This is a genomic window from Bradyrhizobium sp. 23AC (genome assembly GCF_054863025.1).
Window position 1 is genome coordinate 46014 of sequence record NZ_JAVAYN010000005.1, and the last position, 19598, is coordinate 65611.

Genomic DNA, 19598 nt, shown 5'->3' on the forward strand with positions numbered 1-19598 from the left:
TGATGCCGAGCTTTCACAACGGCGCCGTTGAAATTGCCTATCTCGATGAAGGCGAGGGTGATCCGATCATCCTGGTGCACGGCTTTGCCTCGAGCAAGAACGTGAACTGGGTCTATCCGACCTGGGTCTCGGAGCTGCGCAAGAACGGCCGCCGCGTGATTGCGCTCGACAATCGCGGCCATGGCGAAAGCGCAAAGCTCTACGAGCCCGCGCAGTATTCGATCCCGACCATGGCCGGCGACGTGCTTGCGCTGATGGATCATCTCGCCATCCCGCAGGCCGACATCATGGGTTATTCGATGGGCGGACGGATGGCGGCCTGGCTCTCCCTCAACGAGCCGCAACGCCTGCGCTCGGCGATCCTCGGCGGCATCGGCATCGGCGGGCTGATCGAAGGCACCGGCCCCGGCGAGAACGTCGCCAAGGCACTGGAGGCGCCCTCGCTGGATGACGTCACTGATCCCGTCGGCCGCACCTTCCGTGCGTTCGCCGACCAGACTCGCTCCGATCACCGTGCGCTCGCCGCCTGCCTGCGCGGCACGCGCGACCTCATGACCCGCGACGAAGCCGCGCGCATCGACTTGCCGGTGCTGATCGCGGTCGGCTCGACCGACGACGTCGCAGGTAGTGCCAGCGCGCTGGGTGCCATCATCCCCGGCTCCGAAGTGCTCGACATTCCGAACCGCGACCACATGCGTGCGGTCGGCGACAAGGTCTACAAGAACGGCGTGCTCGATTTTCTGTCACGCCGCGGCTGAGGCCATGTTGTCTGAGGCGATGAGGTTGTTGCCCAACTATCCTGAAATGTTCCATCCCAAGGTCAGCGCGAACCAGGGACGCCTGCACGTAAGATGTTGCCCCGCGAGATGTTGCCCCGCGTGAGGTGGCTAAGTCTTCGGAGGCGACTGTAATCGATGCACAGCCTCGGCGCGTCGCTCCGCCTCTTCGACTCGAAGGCGGAGATTTTCCAGTTCTGACAGTCGGGAACAGAGGTCGTTCAGCCGTTGGGCCAACAGGATCGCGCAAGACTCCTTCATCAACGCCTCCCGTCCAAAAGCCGCTCTTGGGGACCCACGGGAGGCGCCAGCTTCGGGGCGTGATGAGGCTCGGGCCGACTGCGTTGCCCTAGGGGATGGGCGGCGGGAAAACAGGATATCCGCGCAACCGTTCCACTTGCCGTTGGGGCTATGACTTTCGGCATATGGTCCGAATCTGGCGAGAACACCAAAATTCACGAAAGAGAGACTTAGCTGGTACGCCGCTGGTACGCCGGCCAAATCTCGATTTTGGCATGGAGGTGCTGGTATGTCCTTTGACGCGATGGCCGCGGCGGTCGATTGGTTAGACGCCTACCGCGCCGGCGATGTCGACGCGATCTTGGGGATGTACGCTGAAGATGCGGTCATCGTCTGCGGCTGCGGCTGCACGAAGACCATTACAGGGACCGAAGGTCATCGCGCGTATTGGGTCGATCGGATGATCCAATATCCTGCGTCGAAGCTCGACAACTTACAGCAGGCCGAGGAGGGAGCGCTGATCTCTTACGTCGTGCGTGAAGGCCTGGTCAGCGCGGTCTTGAAGTTCAACGCCGCCGGCCAGGTAGCGGTGCATACCTGCGGACCTGCAAACTGACGTGCGATAGGAAACGCACCAGGTCGCGGGCAATGGGATGCGAGCTGGTGCCTCTCCCCAGGCTCTCGGTCCTTCCGCGCAATCGGGAAAATAACCCATTTATGGTTCCGGCACCCGCGATCCTCGCTCTCGCAGGGCCCTTCGGCCTGTGCGCTCAGGATTGGGCTCGGAGGAGCACCGCTATAAGCGCGGCAGCCAAGATCGCTAGCCATATCAACGAGACGATCGTGGAGGCGAAGTGCCAATCTACGTCGCGGCGCCTGGGCTGCATTGTGTCTCCTTCCGGAGGTCGCGCGTCGGCTCAGCGGCCTCCATCGTCCTTCCCGTTGGGGCTGCCATCGCGGCCGCCGTTGCCCCAGCCATTGTTGCCATGGTGCTGATGGTGGTGGACCGCCCTCCCGCCAGACTGTGCAATCGCGTTGGACGTGAGGGAGGTCGATAGCAAAAGGGTGATGGTCGGCGGCGTCACGGCGGCGAACTTTCCGCAGGTCTTCAAGAATTCCCGTCGGTCGTCGTCCTGGTCTGGCATTGCAGTTTCTCCGGAGGGGTAAAAGGCGATTAAATCATATTAAATAAATTAAATAAATTAAATTTTGTTCCTACGAACAGGGGGAATTCCGGCGCCGGCTGCTGACCTTTCGGCATCCTGGAGTCCGCTAAGGGTGGTTATCGGACCTCAGCTCGAGCCGGGCCGGGGTCAGCAAAGGGCCCAACAGGCGGCATTCCGCCCCCATGCTCTAGCCGTTGGCGCCGGCTACCAAGTGGGAGGCTGTGGTGTGCGTTGAAGCGATGAAGGAGGGAGTGTTTTCTCGTACTCCGCCAAATAGTGCTCCAGCGGCCTTGCTGTGCCTGTTACACGTAACTCACCCGTATTTCTGTCCACGATGAGCGGCGCGTTACCAACAAGCACTGCTGAACAGTCGTCGGCATCTAGGTACTGGTTGGACTGATAAAAAAATATCCACCCGTAGGGTTTCGCAATGGTGGCTTCACGCGTAATGCGTGCCTGTCCCTCGCAAAGAATGTCCACCCAGGCTCCTGCAAGTGCTGCCGCCTTTTCGAAGTCCATGTGTCACTATTCCACTGGGCTCTGTGAAGTGCCGCCAAGCTCACGGCTTGGACTAAGCGGCAAGCATGATTGGCCAAATATTCGTGAGACCGCAAGCCGCCTGCGTTTGCAACGGGGGATGCTTCATCCCATCTCATCGCGCTTTGCTGTCCTCCCCAAACCGTCGCGCCAGCGCCGTCAAAACCACGAAGGTGGCGACCCATACCATCCGCGCGCCGTAGCGGTCGTGCGGGCCTGAGATGACGGCGCAGATGAAGGCGTTGCCGAGCAGCGCTAGCGTCACGGTCGCCGCCAGCAATGTCAGGTCGTCGAGCCGGCGGCTCGCGAGCGCATTGCCGAGCAGCGCGACCAGCGCCAGCATCGAGGCCAGCGCCACCGGCACGTGCAGCCAGTTGATGGCGGTGAAGTCGAGCTGCCAATTCTGCTGTCGCGCGGCGCGCATCGGCGCGGCCTGCGCGGGGATGTAGCGTTCGATGATGCCACGGGTGTGCGGGATCCAGCCATTGGTGCCTTCGCCGGTCGCGACATGCAGCAATTGCTGGCCCATCGCCCGCAGCGCCGCGCCGGCCTGCCAGGCCGGATAATCTTTGAGCGACTGCACGACGATGTAACCCATCTCCTCGTTCATGCCTTCGAAGCGGCCGAGCGTGTTGAACATGCTCTTGCCCCAAAGAAACTCGTCGGCGGTCGCTGGCAGTTCATTGCGATATGGACAGAGCTTGTAGCGCTCGCGGGGGCAATGGTCGTTGAGGTAACGCGCGACGATGCCGTCCTGCATCATGCGGCCGAAGGCGACGCCGTAACCGCCGGGCGTCCAGGCCAGCTTGCCGGACAGCGCATAATTCGCCGAGATCAGCATCAGGCCGCCCGCAACAATGGTGAGGCTGGCCTGCGCCAATCCCGCAAGCGGTAGGCGCTCCCTCAGAAACGGCCGTGCCATCCAGCCCGCGACGCAAAGGCCGAGCAGCACGCCGAGCGTGGCGCTGTGGGTGGCGGCGGCAAAGGCGGTGAAGACGAACAGCGAGATTTTCTCGAGCGCCGAGGTTCGGCTTGCGCCGACGACCAGCAGGAACAGCGACAGGATCGCGAGTCCTGCAAAGATGTCGGTGAGCAGCATGCTCGCAAGCCAGGGCAGCGCGGTCGACAGGATCAGGCCAAGGCTGATCGCGACGAAGCGGAAGGTCTGCATCATCGAGAGCACGCGCAGGGTGAGCTGCAGCAGCCACAGCGTCGCCAGCGACTGGACCGCGAGGTTGATCCAGAAACCAAAACTTTCGCCATAGTGCAGGTAGAGGCCGAACACCGTGGAGCGGCTAGGGACGAGATAGCCCTCGTACCAGCGCGCCAGATAGCCGCCGGTATCCCATTGCAACAGCGGGTAGCCGTTCCAGAATGCCGGCGCGATCATCAGGAGGGGCAGGGCCACCGCCGCCAGACGCAGCCAAAGCGAGCCCGCGGCGCGCGCGCGCAATTGATCGGTGGTGATGCTCAAATTTGTTCCCCGTCCTCGCCCCCGAACCATGCTCGAAATAACGGTCGGGAGAGAATTCACCAATAGTTTGACGCCGCCCGACTTGAATTTGGCAAAACTCTGACCACTTTGAGCCGACCTTGCCGCTTGGGGGCTTCGAAGAAACTGTTGTGTTTCAACGTCTTGGCGTGCCTTCGCGGGGCACGGCGCTGTTCACTCTCAGGCAAGCCGGTCAGGACTTCGTCGTTTAGACTATGCTATAAAGCCGGCAAAACGAGCCCACTCGAAAGAGCAAATCCCAAAGAGCAAATCCATGGCAGTGCATCAGGTCAATCCGGGAGGAAAGCTCGCATCGCTCGATCCGATCTGGGACCGGATCCGGGGCGAAGCGGAGGACATCGTCCGTCGCGAGCCCGAGCTTGCGACTTTCATCTATTCGACGGTGCTGCATCACAGCCGCCTGGAAGATTCGGTGATCCACCGCGTCGCCGACCGGCTCGATCACTCCGCACTGTCGGGCGACCTCGTGCGCCAGACCTATGGCGAGGCGCTACGCGACGATCCTGATCTCGGCAACGCCTTCCGCGCCGATCTCGTGGCCGTCTACGATCGCGATCCCGCGACCTCGCGCTTCATCGATCCCTTGCTCTACTTCAAGGGCTTTCACGCCATCCAGACCCATCGCCTGGCGCACTGGCTCTGGCTGAAGGGCCGCAAGGATTTTGCGTATTACCTGCAGAGCCGCGCCTCCGCGGTGTTCCAGACCGACATCAATCCCGCCGCGCGCATCGGCCGCGGCATCTTCCTCGACCACGCCACCGGCTTCGTCTGCGGTGAGACGGCGGTGATCGAGGACGACGTCTCGATCCTGCACGGCGTCACGCTCGGTGGCACCGGCAAGGAGAACGAGGACCGTCATCCGAAGATCCGCCATGGCGTGCTGATCGGCGCCGGCGCAAAGATCCTCGGCAACATCGAGATCGGCCATTGCGCGCGCATCGCCGCCGGCTCGGTCGTGGTCAAGCCCGTGCCGCACAACGTCACCGTCGCGGGCGTGCCTGCCAAGGTCGTCGGCGAGGCCGGGTGCGCCGAACCGTCGCGCACCATGGATCAGATGATCAACGCGATGGGGCTTTGAGACTTGGGGCTTAAGACCTGGCTTTGAAGGCGAAAAGGGCCCGATTTTCGGCCCTTTCGATCCCCAAATTCTTTGGCAATTCATGCTGGCGGTTCGTCGCGTCTCGTCCTAAAACCCGCCGACCATTTTCGATCGGAGACTTGCCGTGGACGTCAAAGAAGTCAGAAAGTTAGATGCGTATTTGAAGCGCGTATTCGGCAATCCCAAGATCCGCGTCGTGCCGCGGCCGAAGAAGGACGATTCCGCCGAAGTCTATATCGGCGAGGAATTCATCGGCGTGCTCTTCGTCGACGACGAGGACGACGATCGCTCGTTCCAGTTCCAGATGGCGATCCTCGAGGACGATCTCGTCGATCAGGAATAGATGCGAGCGTGGTCCGGAAAAGTGCGCAGCGGTTTTCCGAAAAGATCATGCTTAAACAACAACCTAAAGCGCGATGACGATTCATCCTGATCGCATCGCGCTTTGGCGCGGTCCGGTGCCGCGATCGGTTCCGGGGTTACGCGCCCACCGCTGCGAGCATGTCGGGGATTGTGACGAATTTTTCCCGCGGCTTGCCGAGCAGGGCTCCCCTGGATTTCTCGGCAGTATCGATCACCATCCAGTCCGGATAGCTCACGACGCGGGTGACGCGGCCGACGACGCGTGCCAGCAGCGCATCCGGCGTGTCCGGGCGCGCTCGCCGATGCGCAAGATCCGCCAGCACGGCCTCTGCCGTGGCGATGCCGCAGCCGCGATTGGTGCCGATCGTGCCGTTCGGACCGCGCTTGCTCCATCCGCAGGCATAGAGGCCCTCGATCACGCAATGCCCGTTCGTGACACGTCCATCGGCGTTGGCATGAACGCCGCGATGTGTGTCGTAGGGCACGCCGGTGACGGGCGCCGTCCTGCGGCCGACGCTGCCGAACACGAGGCCGCCGGCGATGTCCTCGACGGCGCCGGACCGGTGCGTCACCGAGAGGGTCTCCACCCGGTCTCGTCCGTGGATCGCGAAGGGCGAGAAGCCAAATCGAAAGACACAGCGGCGCGGCCTGGTCGCGGTCTGCTGCGAAAATCCGCGCAGCAGCGACAGCTTCTCGACCAGCTCCGGATCTGCGGGATGCTGCGGTTCGAAGTCCTTCGGCGTGACATCGCGGCCGTTGACGAGCGTGTCGCATGACCTCAATTCGAGGAAATCGCGCAATTCCTTGGCGCTGAATTTGGCCTGCACCGGTCCGCCGCGGCCGACGATGGAGATCTCGCGAATCCGGCTCGCCGCCAGCACCTCGAGCGCGTGGCGCGCGATATCGGTCTGTCGCAGCTCGTCGGCGGTCTTGGCGAGAATGCGTGCGACGTCGAGTGCGACATTGCCGTGACCGATGATGATTGCCGCCTCATGGTCGAGATTGAAGCTGAGATCGGCGAAATCGGGGTGTCCGTTGTACCACGCGACGAAATCGCCGGCGCTGTGGCTCCCGGGCAGAGCCTCGCCCGGAATGCCCAGCGGCCGGCTCAGTTCGGCGCCCGTTGCCAACACGACGGCGTCATAGGCCTCACGCAGCTCGTCGACCGTGACATCGTCTCCGACCGTGACACCGCCGATGAAGCGAAAGCCGGGCATGGCGGCGATGCGGTCGAACGCTGCCGTCACCTGCTTGAGCTTCGGGTGGTCGGGCGCCACGCCGAACCGCACCAGCCCGTACGGCACCGGGAGCCGTTCGAACATGTCAACCGTCACAGATGTACCGGAACGCAAGAGGGCCTCGGCCGTGTAGAAGCCGCTCGGTCCGCTGCCGACGACGGCGACGCGCGTCCCGCCCGTCATCGGCCGAGCGCCAGGCGGCGTTCGTCGGCGCCCGGCAGAGGCACCAGGCGCGCGCTGATGACGGGAGTTTCGGCGGCGCGCTTGCGGTTGACGTCGATCCAGAATTTCTTGTCGGCTGCGAGGCGATAGTCGGGCTCGATCGCACCGACCGGGCAGGCCGGCGCGCAGCCGCCGCAGTCGATGCAGTTTTCCGGATCGATATAGGTCATGGACTCATCGAGGTGAAAACACTCGACGGGACACACCGTGACGCATTCGGTGTATCGGCACCCCCGGCAATTGTCGGTGACCACATAAGTCATCGTCACGCCCCGCTGACTTGGACGAGGATGTCGGAGAATGTCGGGGCCCGGCCGAGGTCGGCGAACGCCGGCGGCGTCAGAAGTGGACCGTCGCGCCCTTGCGATTGGACCGCTGCCAGTAACCGGACGGCGCCACCACGAGTCCAGGCATGATGTCGGACGAAACGGTCGCAAAGGCTTCGAATGAGCCCCGATCGTTGAACACGCGAATGGGCGCGCCGGCGACGATCCCGCGCTGTGCGGCATCATCGGGATTGAGAAGCACCGCCTGTTCTTCGCCGGCCTGGGCGGTTTGCGCGGGAAGATTGCCGTAATTCGAGTTCAGGAAGGCGTGGCTCTTCGGCGAGATCAGGCTGAGCGGGTAGCGCGTCGCGAGCACTGGCGCCGTGCGCGGGTTCTCGTTCGGCGGGATGTAGTGGGGCAGGGGATCGACGGGCGTGGCATCCTGGTCGCCGTTGTAGCCCTGGCGGAACAGCGGCACCACGAAGTTGCCGCCGCCCGCGATCGTCGATTTGAACTCGCACTTGCCGGAGGCGGTCGGGAAATTACCCTCGCGATGCGGCGCCCAGTCGGCGGGCGCCGGCATGTTGAGGCGCGCATAGCCCTTGGTCTTGACGCCGTCGAGCGTGATGCCTTCGAGAACCGGGCTGCTCCAGTCGAGCGAAGCTTCGATGATTTCGTCGTCGGTCCGGAAGAAGGTGGGGTCGGTGATGCCCATTGCGCGCGCCAGGCGGCGGAACAGCTCGGTGTTGGAGACGGCTTCGCCGAGCGGCGCGATCGCCTGGTTGTTGTAGGAGAGGTAAAGGTGCCCCCAGGAGAACATGATGTCCTTCTGCTCGAGCTGCGTGGTTGCGGGCAAAACGATGTCGGCATATCTGGCGGTGTCGGTCAGGAAGTGCTCGCTGACGACGGTGAAGAGATCCTCGCGTTCGAGCCCTTTTTCGAGCTTGGCCTGTTCGCTCACCATCGCCATCGGGTTGGCGTTGTAGACGAACAGCGCCTTGACCGGTGGGTCGAAGCCGAGCTCGCCGGTCAGCGCAGCTCCAAGCCGCCAGGAATTGAGCACGCGCATTGTCTCTGGCTGCAGATCGGGCCGCATCAGCACGTCCCATCTGACCGGGAAGGCCCAGATTGGCAGCTGGAGCAGGCCGCCACCGACATGCTTCCAGGCGCCGATCGGCCCCGGAAGGCAGGCGATCGCACGCACGGTCTGGCCGCCGCCGGCATGCCGCTCGACCGCGACGCCGATGCGTACGACGGCGGGCGGCGTGGTCGCAAATTCTCTGGCCAGCTTGAGGATGTCGTCGACGGGAATGCCAGTTTCCTGCGAGGCAAATTCGGGGGTGTAGGTCGCGGCCCGCTCGGCCAGCTCCTCATAGCCAACGGTGTATTTGTTGACGTAGTCGCGATCGACAAGGTTCTCCTTGATGATGACGTGGATCATCGCCAGCGCGAGCGCGGCGTCAGTGCCGGGCCGGATCGGAATGTGCCAGTCGGCGAGGCGCGCGGTGCGGGTGCGGACGGGATCGATCACGACGAGCTTGGCGCCGGCCTTCTTTGCCTGCTCGATGAACGGCCAGTGATGCGAGTTCGTGCTCAGCGTGTTGCAGGCCCACAGGATGATGTATTTCGAGTGCACGAAGCTTTCGGGGTCGACGCCGGGCGTGTGCCCGATCGTCATCATGTACGCTGTGCACGAGGCGGAGTCGCAGAACGTGCGCTCCAGCACTGTCGCACCCAGCTTGTTGAAGAGGGGATCTCCGACATTCAACCCGTTGATGATGCCCTGCGTGCCCAGATAGCTGTAGGGCAGGATCGCCTGCGCGCCGTGCTCGGCGATCACGGAGGTCCAGCGCGATGCGATGGTGTCGATGGCTTCGTCCCAGGAGATCCGCTGGAATTGCCGGGAGCCCTTCGGGCCGACCCGTTTCAGCGGATGGAGGATGCGCTTGTCGCTGTAGACGCGCTCCTCGTAATTGTTGACCTTGACGCAGAGCCGTCCGCGCGTGAACGGGTGATCGGGATTGCCGCGGACGGCAATCGCCTTGCCGTCCTCGACCGTGGTCAGGATGGAGCAGGTGTCGGGGCAGTCGTGGGGGCATGCGCCTATGACCGTGGACCTCGCCATGGATCTCTCCGCTTCCTGATTCAAGACGGTCGGAAGGATGCGGCGGCCGGACCCGCCTTGGCTTTTCAAAACGTGCGGTGTTGTTGTCCCGGACTGCTCTCGGCCGGTGGACGCCCTGCCGGTTGTCTGGCATGCTAATTGCTGGAACCGGCAATACCTCTCTACCCATACATCGCGTGATCTGGCGGAGATTTCCGATGGGTATGCTTGGCAACTCTGTCGATAAATATGTTACCGGCAGAATGCTCCAGACGTCCAACGACCGGCGGTGGGGGCATCTCCTGGCCGAGCGATGGAGTCATGAGCCGGGCGATCTCCCTCCGCAATTGCCGCGCGACACCGAGATCGCGATATTGCTGCGCGGCAGTTCGGTCGTCGACCGCGAAGGCGCCGGCATGCGGCAGCGCACCTTCGGCAGGAGAGGCACCGTCTGGCTCTGCCCGGCCGGCATCCGCGAAGACTTCATCCGCGTCGAGAACCAGATGCAGGAATGCCTGCATCTCTTTCTTCCGGGCAAGCCGTTCGACGACACCATGCTCAGGGATCTCGACATCGATCCCTCGGGCATGTCCATCCGTTACGAGACGATCGATCGGGACATGTTCATCGAGCACGTCGCGGACCGCATTCTCGCGGAGCTCGCGCAGGAGACCTCCACAGGCCGCCTTTTGATCGAAAGCCTGGGGCGGGCCTTGTCCGCCCATCTGGTGCACAGCTACGCCGCCAGTTCAGTCCGGCTGAAGCAATCCTATGCCGTGCAGAAACCGCTCGATGCGAGGCGCCTGTCGCGTGTCACGGAATTCATCGACGCATCCGTCGAGCGCGAGTTCACCGTGAAGGATCTCGCATCGGTGGCCTGCATGAGCCCGGCGCATTTCTCCCGCAGCTTCAAGGCGGCGACCGGAACTGCACCGCACGAATATGTCAGCCGTCAGCGCCTCGATCTCGCCAAGCGGCTCCTATCGACCAGCGATCGCCCGCTGGTCGATATCGCCTTTGCCGCGGGATTTTCCTCGCAAGCCAATTTCAACCGCGCCTTCCGCAAGGCGGTCGGCACGACGCCGAGCCTTTATCGGGCGCGGAAGGGGCAGGATTGAGCCTGCCCGCATCAAGTGTGGATGATGTGGCCTTGAAATCCCCACGGGTTTTGCCCGATGGGTCAAGCTTTAATTCGGAAAGAACGAATATCTAAAAATACGAAGTGCGGCCGTGACTTGGCTACTGTGCATGGGGTTGTTTTTCGAGATTTTGTTCGGTCAGGGGTTGAGCCCGGCCTGCAAGCCGATCTCGCGGCCGCGCTACCCCTTCGGCCCGCGCAGCTGCGCCGTCAGCCTGTCCATTGCGTCCGCCGCATCGCGCCACTGGGACAGCCAGCTGCGCGGAAAGCGGAAGGTGAGGTCGGCGCCGCCGACGCGGCGCTCGGACAGGCACATGCCCGGGGTGGCCGCATCGCGGGTGCAGCGCGCGGTCAGCGCGGGGCTTGCAGCCGAATAGAAGTCTTCGCTGCCGTAAGGGGTCTCAGTCCGGAACATCCGCATCGTCAGGCCGTCCGCGGGCGTCGCTGCGGCCTGGTCGAGATAGCGGGGATAGATCGTGGCCGTTCGCTGCTCGGGCGAGAGCGCATCGTGATGGGCTGCGATCGACAGGAAGATGCGGTCGATCGATTGCACCGCCGCTTCCACCGTGTCGGCGGTGACGTGCTTCGGCGCGCCGGGCGGCTCGAGAGAGGGATAGAGGAAGTCGAGATCGATGCGCTCCTGCGGCCCGGAGTGCCGCTGGATCTTCATGCGGATCGCCGTCACCGGCAGGTTGAACAGCGTGCCGCCGACGCTCACGGGCAGCTTGTCCGGGGCGTTCGCGCCGCGGGTGCCCCAGGTCGGCCACAATAGATAGGCGACGAGCGCGACCGCGCAGACCGCAGCAATGCCGCCGAGCACGATCGGGACGGCATGCGCCCAGGTGCGCGTGCGGGGGGACCTATGGGGAACTGCCGAAAACACCGTCATGAGCTTGCGCGAGGTCGAGCCGGAAGTCGGCCGGTGGCCGACGAATCAGCGGCGAATATGCCATGCGGCGGCGATTTCGCGCAGTGTTCCCGGCCGCGGGGGGGCGGGGACGGCCCTGCGTGGACGGGACGGCGGCGTTAACCTTCCCTTAAGGATAATGTAGCGTTAACCGGCTCCATTTGTCACAGGAATGCTCGGCGTTGCGTAAGGGCGGACCGTTCCGATGACACCTGAAGCTTTCAACACCTTCTTCTCGATCTGCATTGGCTTCGCGCTCGCGGGCGCGCTCGTGAACGGATACCAGGCGCTGGCGCAGCGGCCCGCCGGCTTCGGCCTGTTGCAGGACGGCGTGGCGCCGAAGACCTTCGCTGCGGTGCCGTTCCTGGTGTTCGCCGCGCCCTTCATCATCATGCGCAACACGCTGCGCGGCATGCGGGTGGAAAGCCGCCGCGCCGAGTTCGTGATGATGGCGACCCTCATCGCCGGCTTCTGGAGCATGATGAGCGGCACCTTCTTCCTGATGACGCTACGCGCGGCCGGCGTTCTGGGCTGACGCCCGCGCTTTGAGCGTTGCCGGCGCGGGGCCTTTGCGTCGCGGCTGCCGTTTGGCTATGCCAGTCGTCAACGCGACAGGAGACCTCCATGGCGATCTACGAGCTCGACGGGCAGGCGCCCGACCTTCCCGCCGACGGCAATTATTTCATCGCCGAGACCGCCACCGTGATCGGCCGCGTGCGCCTGAAGCCGGGTGCGAGCGTCTGGTTCGGCGCGGTGCTGCGCGGCGACAATGAGTGGATCGAGATCGGCGAGGGCGCCAATGTGCAGGACGGCTCGACCTGCCACACCGATCTCGGCTTTCCGCTTCACATCGGCCGGAACTGCACGGTCGGCCACAATGTCATCCTTCATGGCTGCACCATCGAGGAGGGCGCGCTGATCGGCATGGGCTCGATCGTGATGAACGGGGCGAAGATCGGCCGCAACAGCATCGTCGGAGCCGGTTCCGTCATCACCGAGGGCAAGGAATTTCCCGAACGTTCCCTGATCATCGGCTCCCCGGCGCGCGTGATCCGCACGCTCGACGACGCCCAGGTGCAGCGAATGGGGAGCGCGGCCAGGTTCTATGTCGCCAATGGTCCGCGCTTCAAGAAGGGCCTGAAGCGGATCGGTTGAGGCTCAGCTTCCCTCGGATTCGCGCGCTTCGATCGCGCCTGCAACCTTCTCGTGGCCGGCGGCCCAGAGCGCATGCTCGTCGCTGCCGTCGAGGTAAGGATTGGCCTCAGCCGGGATGTTGTCGCGCGCGGCGCGTTCGCCTTCTGCAAAAGGATCGCGATCGGTCATCGTGATTGAGCCTCCTCGCTTTCAAGCTGATGTGACGGCATTTGTTCCGGAACCGGCCTTCGCCGCGGTGGTTGACCGGTAAAGGAGAAGTCTCATGGCCGCATCGCCTGCAACCGTCTCAATCAAGACCATGATGGTGATCTTCGCCCTTGCGGCGATGCCGGCCGTCGCGTTCGCGCAGGCGAGCGGCGGTTCTGCCGGATCGACCGGAGGCGCTGCGGGATCGGCTGGAGGCTCCGTCGGATCGAGCGGAGGCGTCGCCAACTCGCCGGCTCCACCGCCCGGCACCAACAGCCTGGGTACGGCTCAGTCATCCGGCCCGGGCTCCGGAGTCACGACCGGCAGCGGCACAGGCGGCGGCGCTGATGCCACCGTCAATGCCGAGAATCGGATGCTCGACAAGAAGCTCAAGAGCATCTGCCGCGGCTGCTGATGCTCGCGCGGAAGTGAGACAGCGTGGCTGTCCCGAATGCCCAAGTGACGTTAGCTTGACCCTGCTTTGAAGCGTGGAGCGTGTCCACGCGGAGGATCGAGTGATGTTACGTAGGATGATGATGGCGGCGCTCGCCGTCGCGGCAGTCGGACTGTCGGCGCCGCAGGTGGCCCACGCAGGCGGATTCGGGCATGGCGGCGGAGGACATGGCGGTTGGGGGCACGGCGGGGGCGGCTGGGGCCATGGCGGCCATTGGCATGGCGGCGGCTTCTGGCCAGGTGTCGCGATCGGGGCGGGCATCGCCGGCGCCGGCTACTACGGCGGCTATTACGGCTACGGCTACCCCTATTACGGCGGTCCCACCTATTATAGTACCGGCTACGACGACTATAACGGTGGCTATGGCGGCTGCTACGTCGCGCGCAAGCGCGTCATGACGCCAGCGGGCTGGCGCATCCGCCGCGTGGACGTCTGCGAATAGCGCCCCGCAAAAAAACAAGGCCGTTGACGCAGTATACCGTCAACGACCTTGCCAGCCCCGGACATTGAAATCGGCTCACGCCATCCGGTAAGGGCGACCATCGCGCGGAATCATACGGCGGAATGTGATCCAGTTCACAAGTGGCGAAAATAAAGTTCCACCGCGCGGTGGGAGCTAGCCGCGCGAGCGCTTGCGCGCACTGGCGTGGACACGGTGCCGCGCCGGTTTCCTGCGGGTAACCGAGGGCGTATCAATCTCGGTCGCTCGTGCGCTGGCGAAGGACTGCCGCAAGCCGTCGATGGACTCGTTCAGCGATGCGACCTGTTCGGACAGGCGCTTGGTGTCGGCCTGCTGCGCTGCCATCAGCCGCTTCATCGTCTGGAGCTGGTCCTGCACGACCTGGAGCTGGTCGATCGATTCCTGCTGGGTCGCCTCCAGTCCCTTGGTCTTCTCGACGAGCTGCTCGGAGGCCTGGGCCGTGCGGGCCTGGAGCTGCCGCGATGCCACCACCCGGTCGGCTTCAGGAGCGGCGCCGGTATAGGCCCGCCAGATCGTGATCGAGGTCACCCCCGCGATCAGGAGCAGGAGCGCAGCGGCGGTCAGCGCGATGGGCTGGGCGCCAAGGCGAAGCAGGGGGTTCGACGGTGTGTCCTGGGCGAGATCGATCATCGCTGACAAAACCCAAATTGAAACTTGGTGAGTGGCGAAGACCGGCAACCAGAGGTCGCCGGGGGCGTCCCGAAAGTGTTACGTTTCCGCAAGGAATGGGACCAAAAAGAGGCTAAGGGCCAAAAAACCAGGAATCAGCGGGCCTTGCGGCCTCCACGGTTCCGCCCTGCTGTGAGAATCAAGGTTGAAACGGCGCAAACGGCCCGGAATAGATCTTGGATCGCGGGGCCGCATAGGGTCCGAGCCGGGAGGTCTTCAGGCCCAGCCGCACCAGTGATTCCGCCAGCGTCACGGCTGCAGCGACGCCGTCGATCACGGGCAGGCCGTGGGCAGTGGCGAGCTCAGCGGCGAGATCGGCCATGCCGGCGCAGCCGAGCACGATGGCTTCCGCCCGGTCGTCGCGGATCGCGGCCGTGATCTCCGTGGAGATCTTTGCGAGCGCGTCCGTGTTGCGCTCCTCGAGCGCGAGCACCGGGACCTCGGCGGCGCGCACGCGGGCGCAGCGATCAGCGAGGCCGTATTTCCGCAGATTATGTTCGATCGGCACGATGGAGACACCGAGCGTCGTCACCACGGCAAAGCGCGCGGCGACCAGGCTCGCCATGTGGAACCCAGCCTCTCCAATGCCGATCACCGGTGCCTTCGCGACGGCGCGCGCGGCATCCAAGCCGGTGTCGTCGAAGCAGGCGATGATGTGGGCCTCCGCACCATCGCGGTCGGCCTCTCGGATGCAGCCGAGCATGCCGGGCACGGCGAAGGCTTCGTCGTAAAATCCCTCGATCGAGACCGGGCCCATCGTCGGCTGCCGTGCGTCGATCACCGTGCCGGGCAGGGCGACGCTGCGCGCTGCAGCGGCGATCTTCGCCGTCATGGACGCCGTGGTGTTGGGATTGACGACGTGCAGCCGCATCGGATCAGACGAGCCCTTTACCGGCGTCCGAACCCTTGGCCGCCTGCCGCTTGTTGAGCATGTGGATAGTGCCGAGCGCAAGCGTGATCACCGTGAACGAGACAGCCGAGATCACTGTGCCGAGCGCATAGATGTCGGGATTCGTCACCGTGGTGGTCAGGCCCTGCAGATCGAGCGGCAGCGTATTCACCGCCCCGATCGCCTGGCTGGAGCGGGCGAGCTCGTCCCAGGACAGCGTGAAGCCGAACAGGCCGATGCCAATCACGGAAGGCAGGATGATCGGCAGCACGACATGGCGGAACGTCTGCCACGGCGTCGCCCCAAGATCGCGCGCAGCTTCCTCGAGGCGCGGATCGAAGCGGTTGAAGATCGCGAACATGATCAGAAGGCCGAACGGCAGCGTCCAGGTCAGGTGTGCGCCGAGACCCGATGTGAGCAGGCCCATCGAGGTCTCGAAATTCTCGTTCCAATGCGCCTTGATCAGATCGTCGATGATGCGAAACTCAAGTGAGATGCCGAGCGAGGTGATGATCGAAGGCACGATCAGGCTCGCGATCGCCGAATAGAACAGAATGCTCTGCGCCCTGAACTTCCTGCGGAAGGCCATGCCGGCGGCGACCGACAGCACGACGGTGACGATCATCACGATCACGCCGAGCAGCAGCGAGCGGCGGAAGGCCGCGCCGAGATCGACGATGCCGGTGCCCTGGAACAGTTTTGCGATCCAGAAGGTCGACACGCCGTTCATCGGGAAGGTGAGGCCGCCCTGCGGCCCCTGGAACGACAGCACGTAGATCGCGATCATCGGTCCATAGAGAAACAGCACATAGGCCGCGAAGAAGATCGCGAGCACGTAGAAAGAGCGCGGGCGTCCTTCCGTCATGCTCTAGAGCTCCTTCTTGATGTCGACGATGCGCGACATCATGGTGATGATCAGGAAGGTGATCGCGAGCAGGATCACGGCGTTGGCCGCGGCGGCCGGGAATTGCAGCGCGTTGACCCGCGTCTCGATGATCTTGCCGGCAGCTGCGATCTGCTGGCCGCCCATCACGCCGATGGTGATGAAGTCGCCCATCACGATGGTGATGACGAAGATCGAGCCGATCACGATGCCGGGCTTTGCCAGCGGGATGATGACGTTGACCAGCGTCTGAAAGCCGGTCGCGCCGGCGTCATAGGCGGCCTCGATCAGCGACTTGTCGATGCGGATCATCGAGTTGAAGATCGGCACCACCATGAAGAAGGTGAAGAGGTGCACCAGCGCCAGCACCACCGAGAATTCGGAGAACAGCAGCCATTCCAGCGGGTGGTTGATCAGGCCGGTCTTGACGAGGCCGGAATTGACGAGGCCGTTGCGCCCGAGCAGCGGGATCCAGGCGATCATGCGGATCACGTTGGAGGTCCAGAACGGGATCGTGCAGAGCAGCGACAATCCCATCTGCCAGGTCTTGGACTTGACATGGAAGGCGAGGAAATAGGCGACCCAGAAGCCGATGAACAGCGTGATCGCCCAGACCAGGAAGCAGAGCTTCAGCGTCATGACATAGGTTCGCCCGATCGTGCAGAGGTCGGGCAGCTGCGCGATGCAGCCCTCGAACGTGTCGGTGTAACCGCGGCCGGAGAAGGCCGGCAGCAACTGGTATTCGTTGTAGTCCCAGAACGAGACGATGACGACGAACACCAGTGGAATGAGAAAGAAGGCGAGAAACACCAGCATCATCGGCCCGGCCTGGAGCCAGGAGATGAAGGACGGCGACAGCCGCGCCGCCTCTGCGGCGCGCGCGATGTCGGGTCCCCGGACGAGATCCGGGGATGCCTGTTGCAGGATGTCCTCTGACGTGTCCATCAAATTACGCTGCGATGAACTCGTTCCACTTGCGGACCATGTAGTCGTTCTCGTCCATCACCGCGTTCCAGCAGGCGACGCCGCCCATACGGTCCTCATAGGAGCCGCCGTCACGCACGGCGCCGGCCTTCTCGAGCAGCGAGCCGTCGGGCGCCTTGATGTCCTTCTCGGCCGGCTTGCCTTCCATCCAATAGGCCCATTCGTAGGGCTCCATATGCGCCTTCGCGGTGGAGAGCACGGCGGAGTAGTAGCCCTGGCGATTGAGATAAGCACCGGCGTAACCGGACAGGAACCAGTTCACGAACTCATAGGCCCATTCGAGCTTCGCACCCGACACGCCCTTGGAGACGCAGAAGCCCGAGGCCCAGGAGCGATAGCCTTCCTTCAGCGGCTGGAACGTGCAGGCAATGCCCATCGAGCGGACCTTGGTCACCGCCGGCGACCACATCGACTGGATCACGGTTTCCCCTGATGCCATCAGGTTGACGCTCTCGTTGAAGTCTTTCCAGAACGCGCGGAACTGGCCGGCCTTCTTGGCCTCGGTCATCACCTTCATGGTGAGATCGATCTCTTCCTTGGTCATGTTGCCCTTGTCGGCATATTTGTATTTGCCGGTGGCTTCCACGACCATTGCGGCGTCCATGATGCCGATCGAGGGGATGTTGAGGATCGAGGCCTTGCCCTTGAATTCGGGGTTGAGCAGCTCGGACCAGGAGCCGATCGGGCGCTTGATCAGGTCGGGGCGGATGCCGAGCGTGTCGGCGTTGTAGACCGTCGGGATCAGCGTGACGAATTCAGTCGCCGAGGTCGCGAACTTCTTGGAGTCCTTGCCTTCGAGATAGAGCACCTTCCAGGGCGCGGTGCCCTGGCCGCCGATCTTCTTGCCGCCGGGCGTCTCGCCCTTGGTGAAGACAGGCGTGATGTTGTCGAACTGTTTGATCTTCCTGGCGTCGAGCGCAAGGATGTTGCCCGACGGCACGATCTTCTTCAGCGAGAAATATTCGGTGTCCAGCACGTCGAAGGAGTTCGGCTGGGTCATCACGCGCTTCGTGACGTCGTCGGTGGTCGCGGTGATGTATTCGATCTTGATGCCGGTGTCCTTCAGGCACTGCCTGGAGATGTCGTCGCCCTCGTTCACGGCGGTGCCGAGATAGCGCAGCACCTTGGTCTCGGCCGACTTCACATAGGGAAAGCCGGTGATGGCGCCGGAGCCGGCGGCAAGGCCGGCCAGACTGGCGGTGCCCTTGAGCAGCGTGCGGCGGCTGACGCCCTTTGTCCTGATGGTCTCGCTCATGTCAGTCACTCCTCTGTTGCGCATTCCAGTGATCGATCGGCGCTATTGCAGGCGTTGCGCCTTGGCGGGATCCCAGGTGGCCAGCACGCGATCGCCCGGACGGAACGGGTGGACGTCGAAAGTGGCTTCGGGAACGTGGGAGAACAGGGCGGTGCCGTCGTCGAGCGTGAGCGAGACGGCGATGTAGGAGCCCTGGTACTCGGTCTGGATCAGCCGCGCGGGCGCGCCGAACGCACCGTCGGTGAACGGCGCGATGCCGAGCTGATCGGCGCGCACGGCGATCAGGTTGCCGGCGTCGATGAGCACATTGTGGCCGCCGATGAAGCGCGCTACGAATTCGGTGCGGGGATGGTGGAAGATGTCGCGCGCGGTGCCCTGCTGCTCGATCCGGCCGTGGTTCATCACCACGATATGGTCGGCGAGCGCCATCGCCTCTTCCTGGCCATGGGTGACCTGGATGAAGCTGATGCCGAGCTCGCGCTGCAGCCGCTTCAATTCACCGCGCATCTTCACCCGCAGGAACGGATCGAGCGCGGAGAGCGGCTCGTCGAGCAGGAGTATCTGCGGCTCGGTGATCAGCGCGCGGGCGAGCGCAACGCGCTGCTGCTGGCCGCCGGAGAGCTGGGCCGGGAGACGGCCCGCATATTGGCTCATGGCGACCAGCTCGAGCAGTTCGCCGGCGCGCTTGTGCCGCGTCGGCTTGTCAATGCCGCGCATCTTCAGGGCGAAGGCGACGTTGTCGATCACGCTGAGATGCGGAAACAGCGCGTAGGACTGGAACATCATCGCGGTGCCGCGTTCGGCCGGCGGCAGGTCGGTGACGTTCTGCGCGCCGAGGATGATGTCGCCCTCACTGACCGCCTCGTGGCCCGCGATCATCCGCAGGGTCGAGGTCTTGCCGCAGCCGGACGGGCCGAGCAGGCAGCAATAGGTGCCGGCCGGGATCTTCAAATTGACGGTGTCGACCGCCAGCGTCGTGTCGTAGCGCTTGGTGACGGCGACCAGTTCGAGAGCGGCGGGAGTGGCCATGGCGTGTCCGAGGAGGGGCGGTGCTTCCAGCCTCTCTCCGCAAG

At 63.8% G+C, this 19598-nt stretch carries 22 protein-coding genes and 1 pseudogene; 9 read left to right on the forward strand and 14 right to left on the reverse strand.

Annotated elements, in window-relative coordinates; genetic code table 11:
• The first annotated feature begins 2 nt into the window (after positions 1-2).
• Positions 3-758 carry an alpha/beta fold hydrolase gene (locus RAD10_RS13835; RefSeq protein ID WP_091966279.1) on the forward strand — a complete coding sequence of 252 codons (756 nt, stop codon included), beginning with the start codon at positions 3-5 and terminating at the stop codon, positions 756-758.
• A 547-nt stretch (positions 759-1305) separates the two neighbouring features.
• Complete coding sequence (locus RAD10_RS13840) at positions 1306-1632, forward strand: nuclear transport factor 2 family protein (protein ID WP_461617930.1); 327 nt, start codon at positions 1306-1308, stop codon at positions 1630-1632.
• 301 nt (positions 1633-1933) lie between these two features.
• On the opposite strand, the gene RAD10_RS13845 is transcribed toward RAD10_RS13840, so the two are convergent.
• The 3 genes from RAD10_RS13845 to RAD10_RS13855 form a co-directional block, all read right to left on the reverse strand.
• Positions 1934-2161 carry a hypothetical protein gene (locus RAD10_RS13845; RefSeq protein WP_271593524.1) on the reverse strand — a complete coding sequence of 76 codons (228 nt, stop codon included), beginning with the start codon at positions 2159-2161 and terminating at the stop codon, positions 1934-1936.
• Positions 2162-2386: 225 nt separating this feature from the next.
• A complete protein-coding gene (locus RAD10_RS13850) occupies positions 2387-2701 on the reverse strand; it encodes a YrhB domain-containing protein (RefSeq protein WP_461617931.1) in 315 nt (104 codons plus the stop codon).
• Positions 2702-2834: 133 nt separating this feature from the next.
• Positions 2835-4193 (reverse strand): hypothetical protein, encoded by a 1359-nt coding sequence (locus RAD10_RS13855; RefSeq protein WP_461617932.1) that lies wholly within the window; start codon positions 4191-4193, stop codon positions 2835-2837.
• 292 nt (positions 4194-4485) lie between these two features.
• On the opposite strand from RAD10_RS13855, the gene cysE reads away from it, so the two are divergent.
• Complete coding sequence (gene cysE / locus RAD10_RS13860) at positions 4486-5310, forward strand: serine O-acetyltransferase (RefSeq protein ID WP_018322099.1); 825 nt, start codon at positions 4486-4488, stop codon at positions 5308-5310.
• A gap of 145 nt (positions 5311-5455) precedes the next feature.
• A complete protein-coding gene (locus RAD10_RS13865) occupies positions 5456-5674 on the forward strand; it encodes a DUF3126 family protein (RefSeq protein ID WP_007602550.1) in 219 nt (72 codons plus the stop codon).
• A gap of 136 nt (positions 5675-5810) precedes the next feature.
• Here RAD10_RS13865 and RAD10_RS13870 read toward each other — a convergent pair whose 3' ends face one another.
• The 3 genes and pseudogenes from RAD10_RS13870 to RAD10_RS13880 form a co-directional block, all read right to left on the reverse strand.
• Positions 5811-7115, reverse strand: coding sequence for an FAD-dependent oxidoreductase (locus tag RAD10_RS13870; RefSeq protein ID WP_461617933.1), 1305 nt, complete (start codon positions 7113-7115; stop codon positions 5811-5813).
• Positions 7112-7417 (reverse strand): ferredoxin family protein, encoded by a 306-nt coding sequence (locus tag RAD10_RS13875; RefSeq protein ID WP_026202677.1) that lies wholly within the window; start codon positions 7415-7417, stop codon positions 7112-7114. Before RAD10_RS13875 ends, RAD10_RS13870 begins: the two co-directional genes overlap by 4 nt.
• Positions 7418-7419: 2 nt before the next feature.
• Positions 7420-9545: pseudogene (locus RAD10_RS13880) on the reverse strand (molybdopterin-containing oxidoreductase family protein).
• A 197-nt stretch (positions 9546-9742) separates the two neighbouring features.
• Here RAD10_RS13880 and RAD10_RS13885 point away from each other — a divergent pair.
• Entirely contained in the window at positions 9743-10642 is a 900-nt protein-coding gene (locus RAD10_RS13885; protein ID WP_246785848.1) for an AraC family transcriptional regulator, read from the forward strand.
• A 201-nt stretch (positions 10643-10843) separates the two neighbouring features.
• On the opposite strand, the gene RAD10_RS13890 is transcribed toward RAD10_RS13885, so the two are convergent.
• Positions 10844-11551: a hypothetical protein gene (locus RAD10_RS13890; protein WP_461617934.1), complete on the reverse strand. Its 708-nt coding sequence runs from the start codon at positions 11549-11551 to the stop codon at positions 10844-10846.
• 223 nt (positions 11552-11774) lie between these two features.
• On the opposite strand from RAD10_RS13890, the gene RAD10_RS13895 reads away from it, so the two are divergent.
• Positions 11775-12104, forward strand: a complete 330-nt coding sequence (locus RAD10_RS13895) for a DUF6949 family protein (RefSeq protein WP_018322105.1) — start codon at positions 11775-11777, stop codon at positions 12102-12104.
• Positions 12105-12193: 89 nt separating this feature from the next.
• Positions 12194-12724 (forward strand): gamma carbonic anhydrase family protein, encoded by a 531-nt coding sequence (locus RAD10_RS13900; protein ID WP_461617935.1) that lies wholly within the window; start codon positions 12194-12196, stop codon positions 12722-12724.
• 3 nt (positions 12725-12727) lie between these two features.
• Here RAD10_RS13900 and RAD10_RS13905 read toward each other — a convergent pair whose 3' ends face one another.
• Positions 12728-12892 carry a hypothetical protein gene (locus RAD10_RS13905; RefSeq protein ID WP_461617936.1) on the reverse strand — a complete coding sequence of 55 codons (165 nt, stop codon included), beginning with the start codon at positions 12890-12892 and terminating at the stop codon, positions 12728-12730.
• Positions 12893-12986: 94 nt separating this feature from the next.
• On the opposite strand from RAD10_RS13905, the gene RAD10_RS13910 reads away from it, so the two are divergent.
• Positions 12987-13325, forward strand: a complete 339-nt coding sequence (locus RAD10_RS13910; protein ID WP_091966286.1) for a hypothetical protein — start codon at positions 12987-12989, stop codon at positions 13323-13325.
• A gap of 103 nt (positions 13326-13428) precedes the next feature.
• A complete protein-coding gene (locus tag RAD10_RS13915; RefSeq protein WP_461618235.1) occupies positions 13429-13806 on the forward strand; it encodes a hypothetical protein in 378 nt (125 codons plus the stop codon).
• Positions 13807-13980: 174 nt separating this feature from the next.
• On the opposite strand, the gene RAD10_RS13920 is transcribed toward RAD10_RS13915, so the two are convergent.
• From RAD10_RS13920 to RAD10_RS13945, 6 genes are all read right to left on the reverse strand, one after another.
• Positions 13981-14475 (reverse strand): hypothetical protein, encoded by a 495-nt coding sequence (locus RAD10_RS13920; RefSeq protein WP_461617937.1) that lies wholly within the window; start codon positions 14473-14475, stop codon positions 13981-13983.
• 178 nt (positions 14476-14653) lie between these two features.
• Positions 14654-15385 carry an aspartate/glutamate racemase family protein gene (locus tag RAD10_RS13925; protein WP_461617938.1) on the reverse strand — a complete coding sequence of 244 codons (732 nt, stop codon included), beginning with the start codon at positions 15383-15385 and terminating at the stop codon, positions 14654-14656.
• 4 nt (positions 15386-15389) lie between these two features.
• Positions 15390-16268, reverse strand: coding sequence for an ABC transporter permease (locus RAD10_RS13930; protein ID WP_183234702.1), 879 nt, complete (start codon positions 16266-16268; stop codon positions 15390-15392).
• 3 nt (positions 16269-16271) lie between these two features.
• Positions 16272-17231 (reverse strand): ABC transporter permease, encoded by a 960-nt coding sequence (locus RAD10_RS13935; RefSeq protein ID WP_461617939.1) that lies wholly within the window; start codon positions 17229-17231, stop codon positions 16272-16274.
• Between the two features lie 4 nt (positions 17232-17235).
• Complete coding sequence (locus RAD10_RS13940) at positions 17236-18525, reverse strand: ABC transporter substrate-binding protein (RefSeq protein ID WP_461617940.1); 1290 nt, start codon at positions 18523-18525, stop codon at positions 17236-17238.
• A 42-nt stretch (positions 18526-18567) separates the two neighbouring features.
• A complete protein-coding gene (locus RAD10_RS13945; protein ID WP_461617941.1) occupies positions 18568-19554 on the reverse strand; it encodes an ABC transporter ATP-binding protein in 987 nt (328 codons plus the stop codon).
• Positions 19555-19598 lie beyond the last annotated feature (44 nt).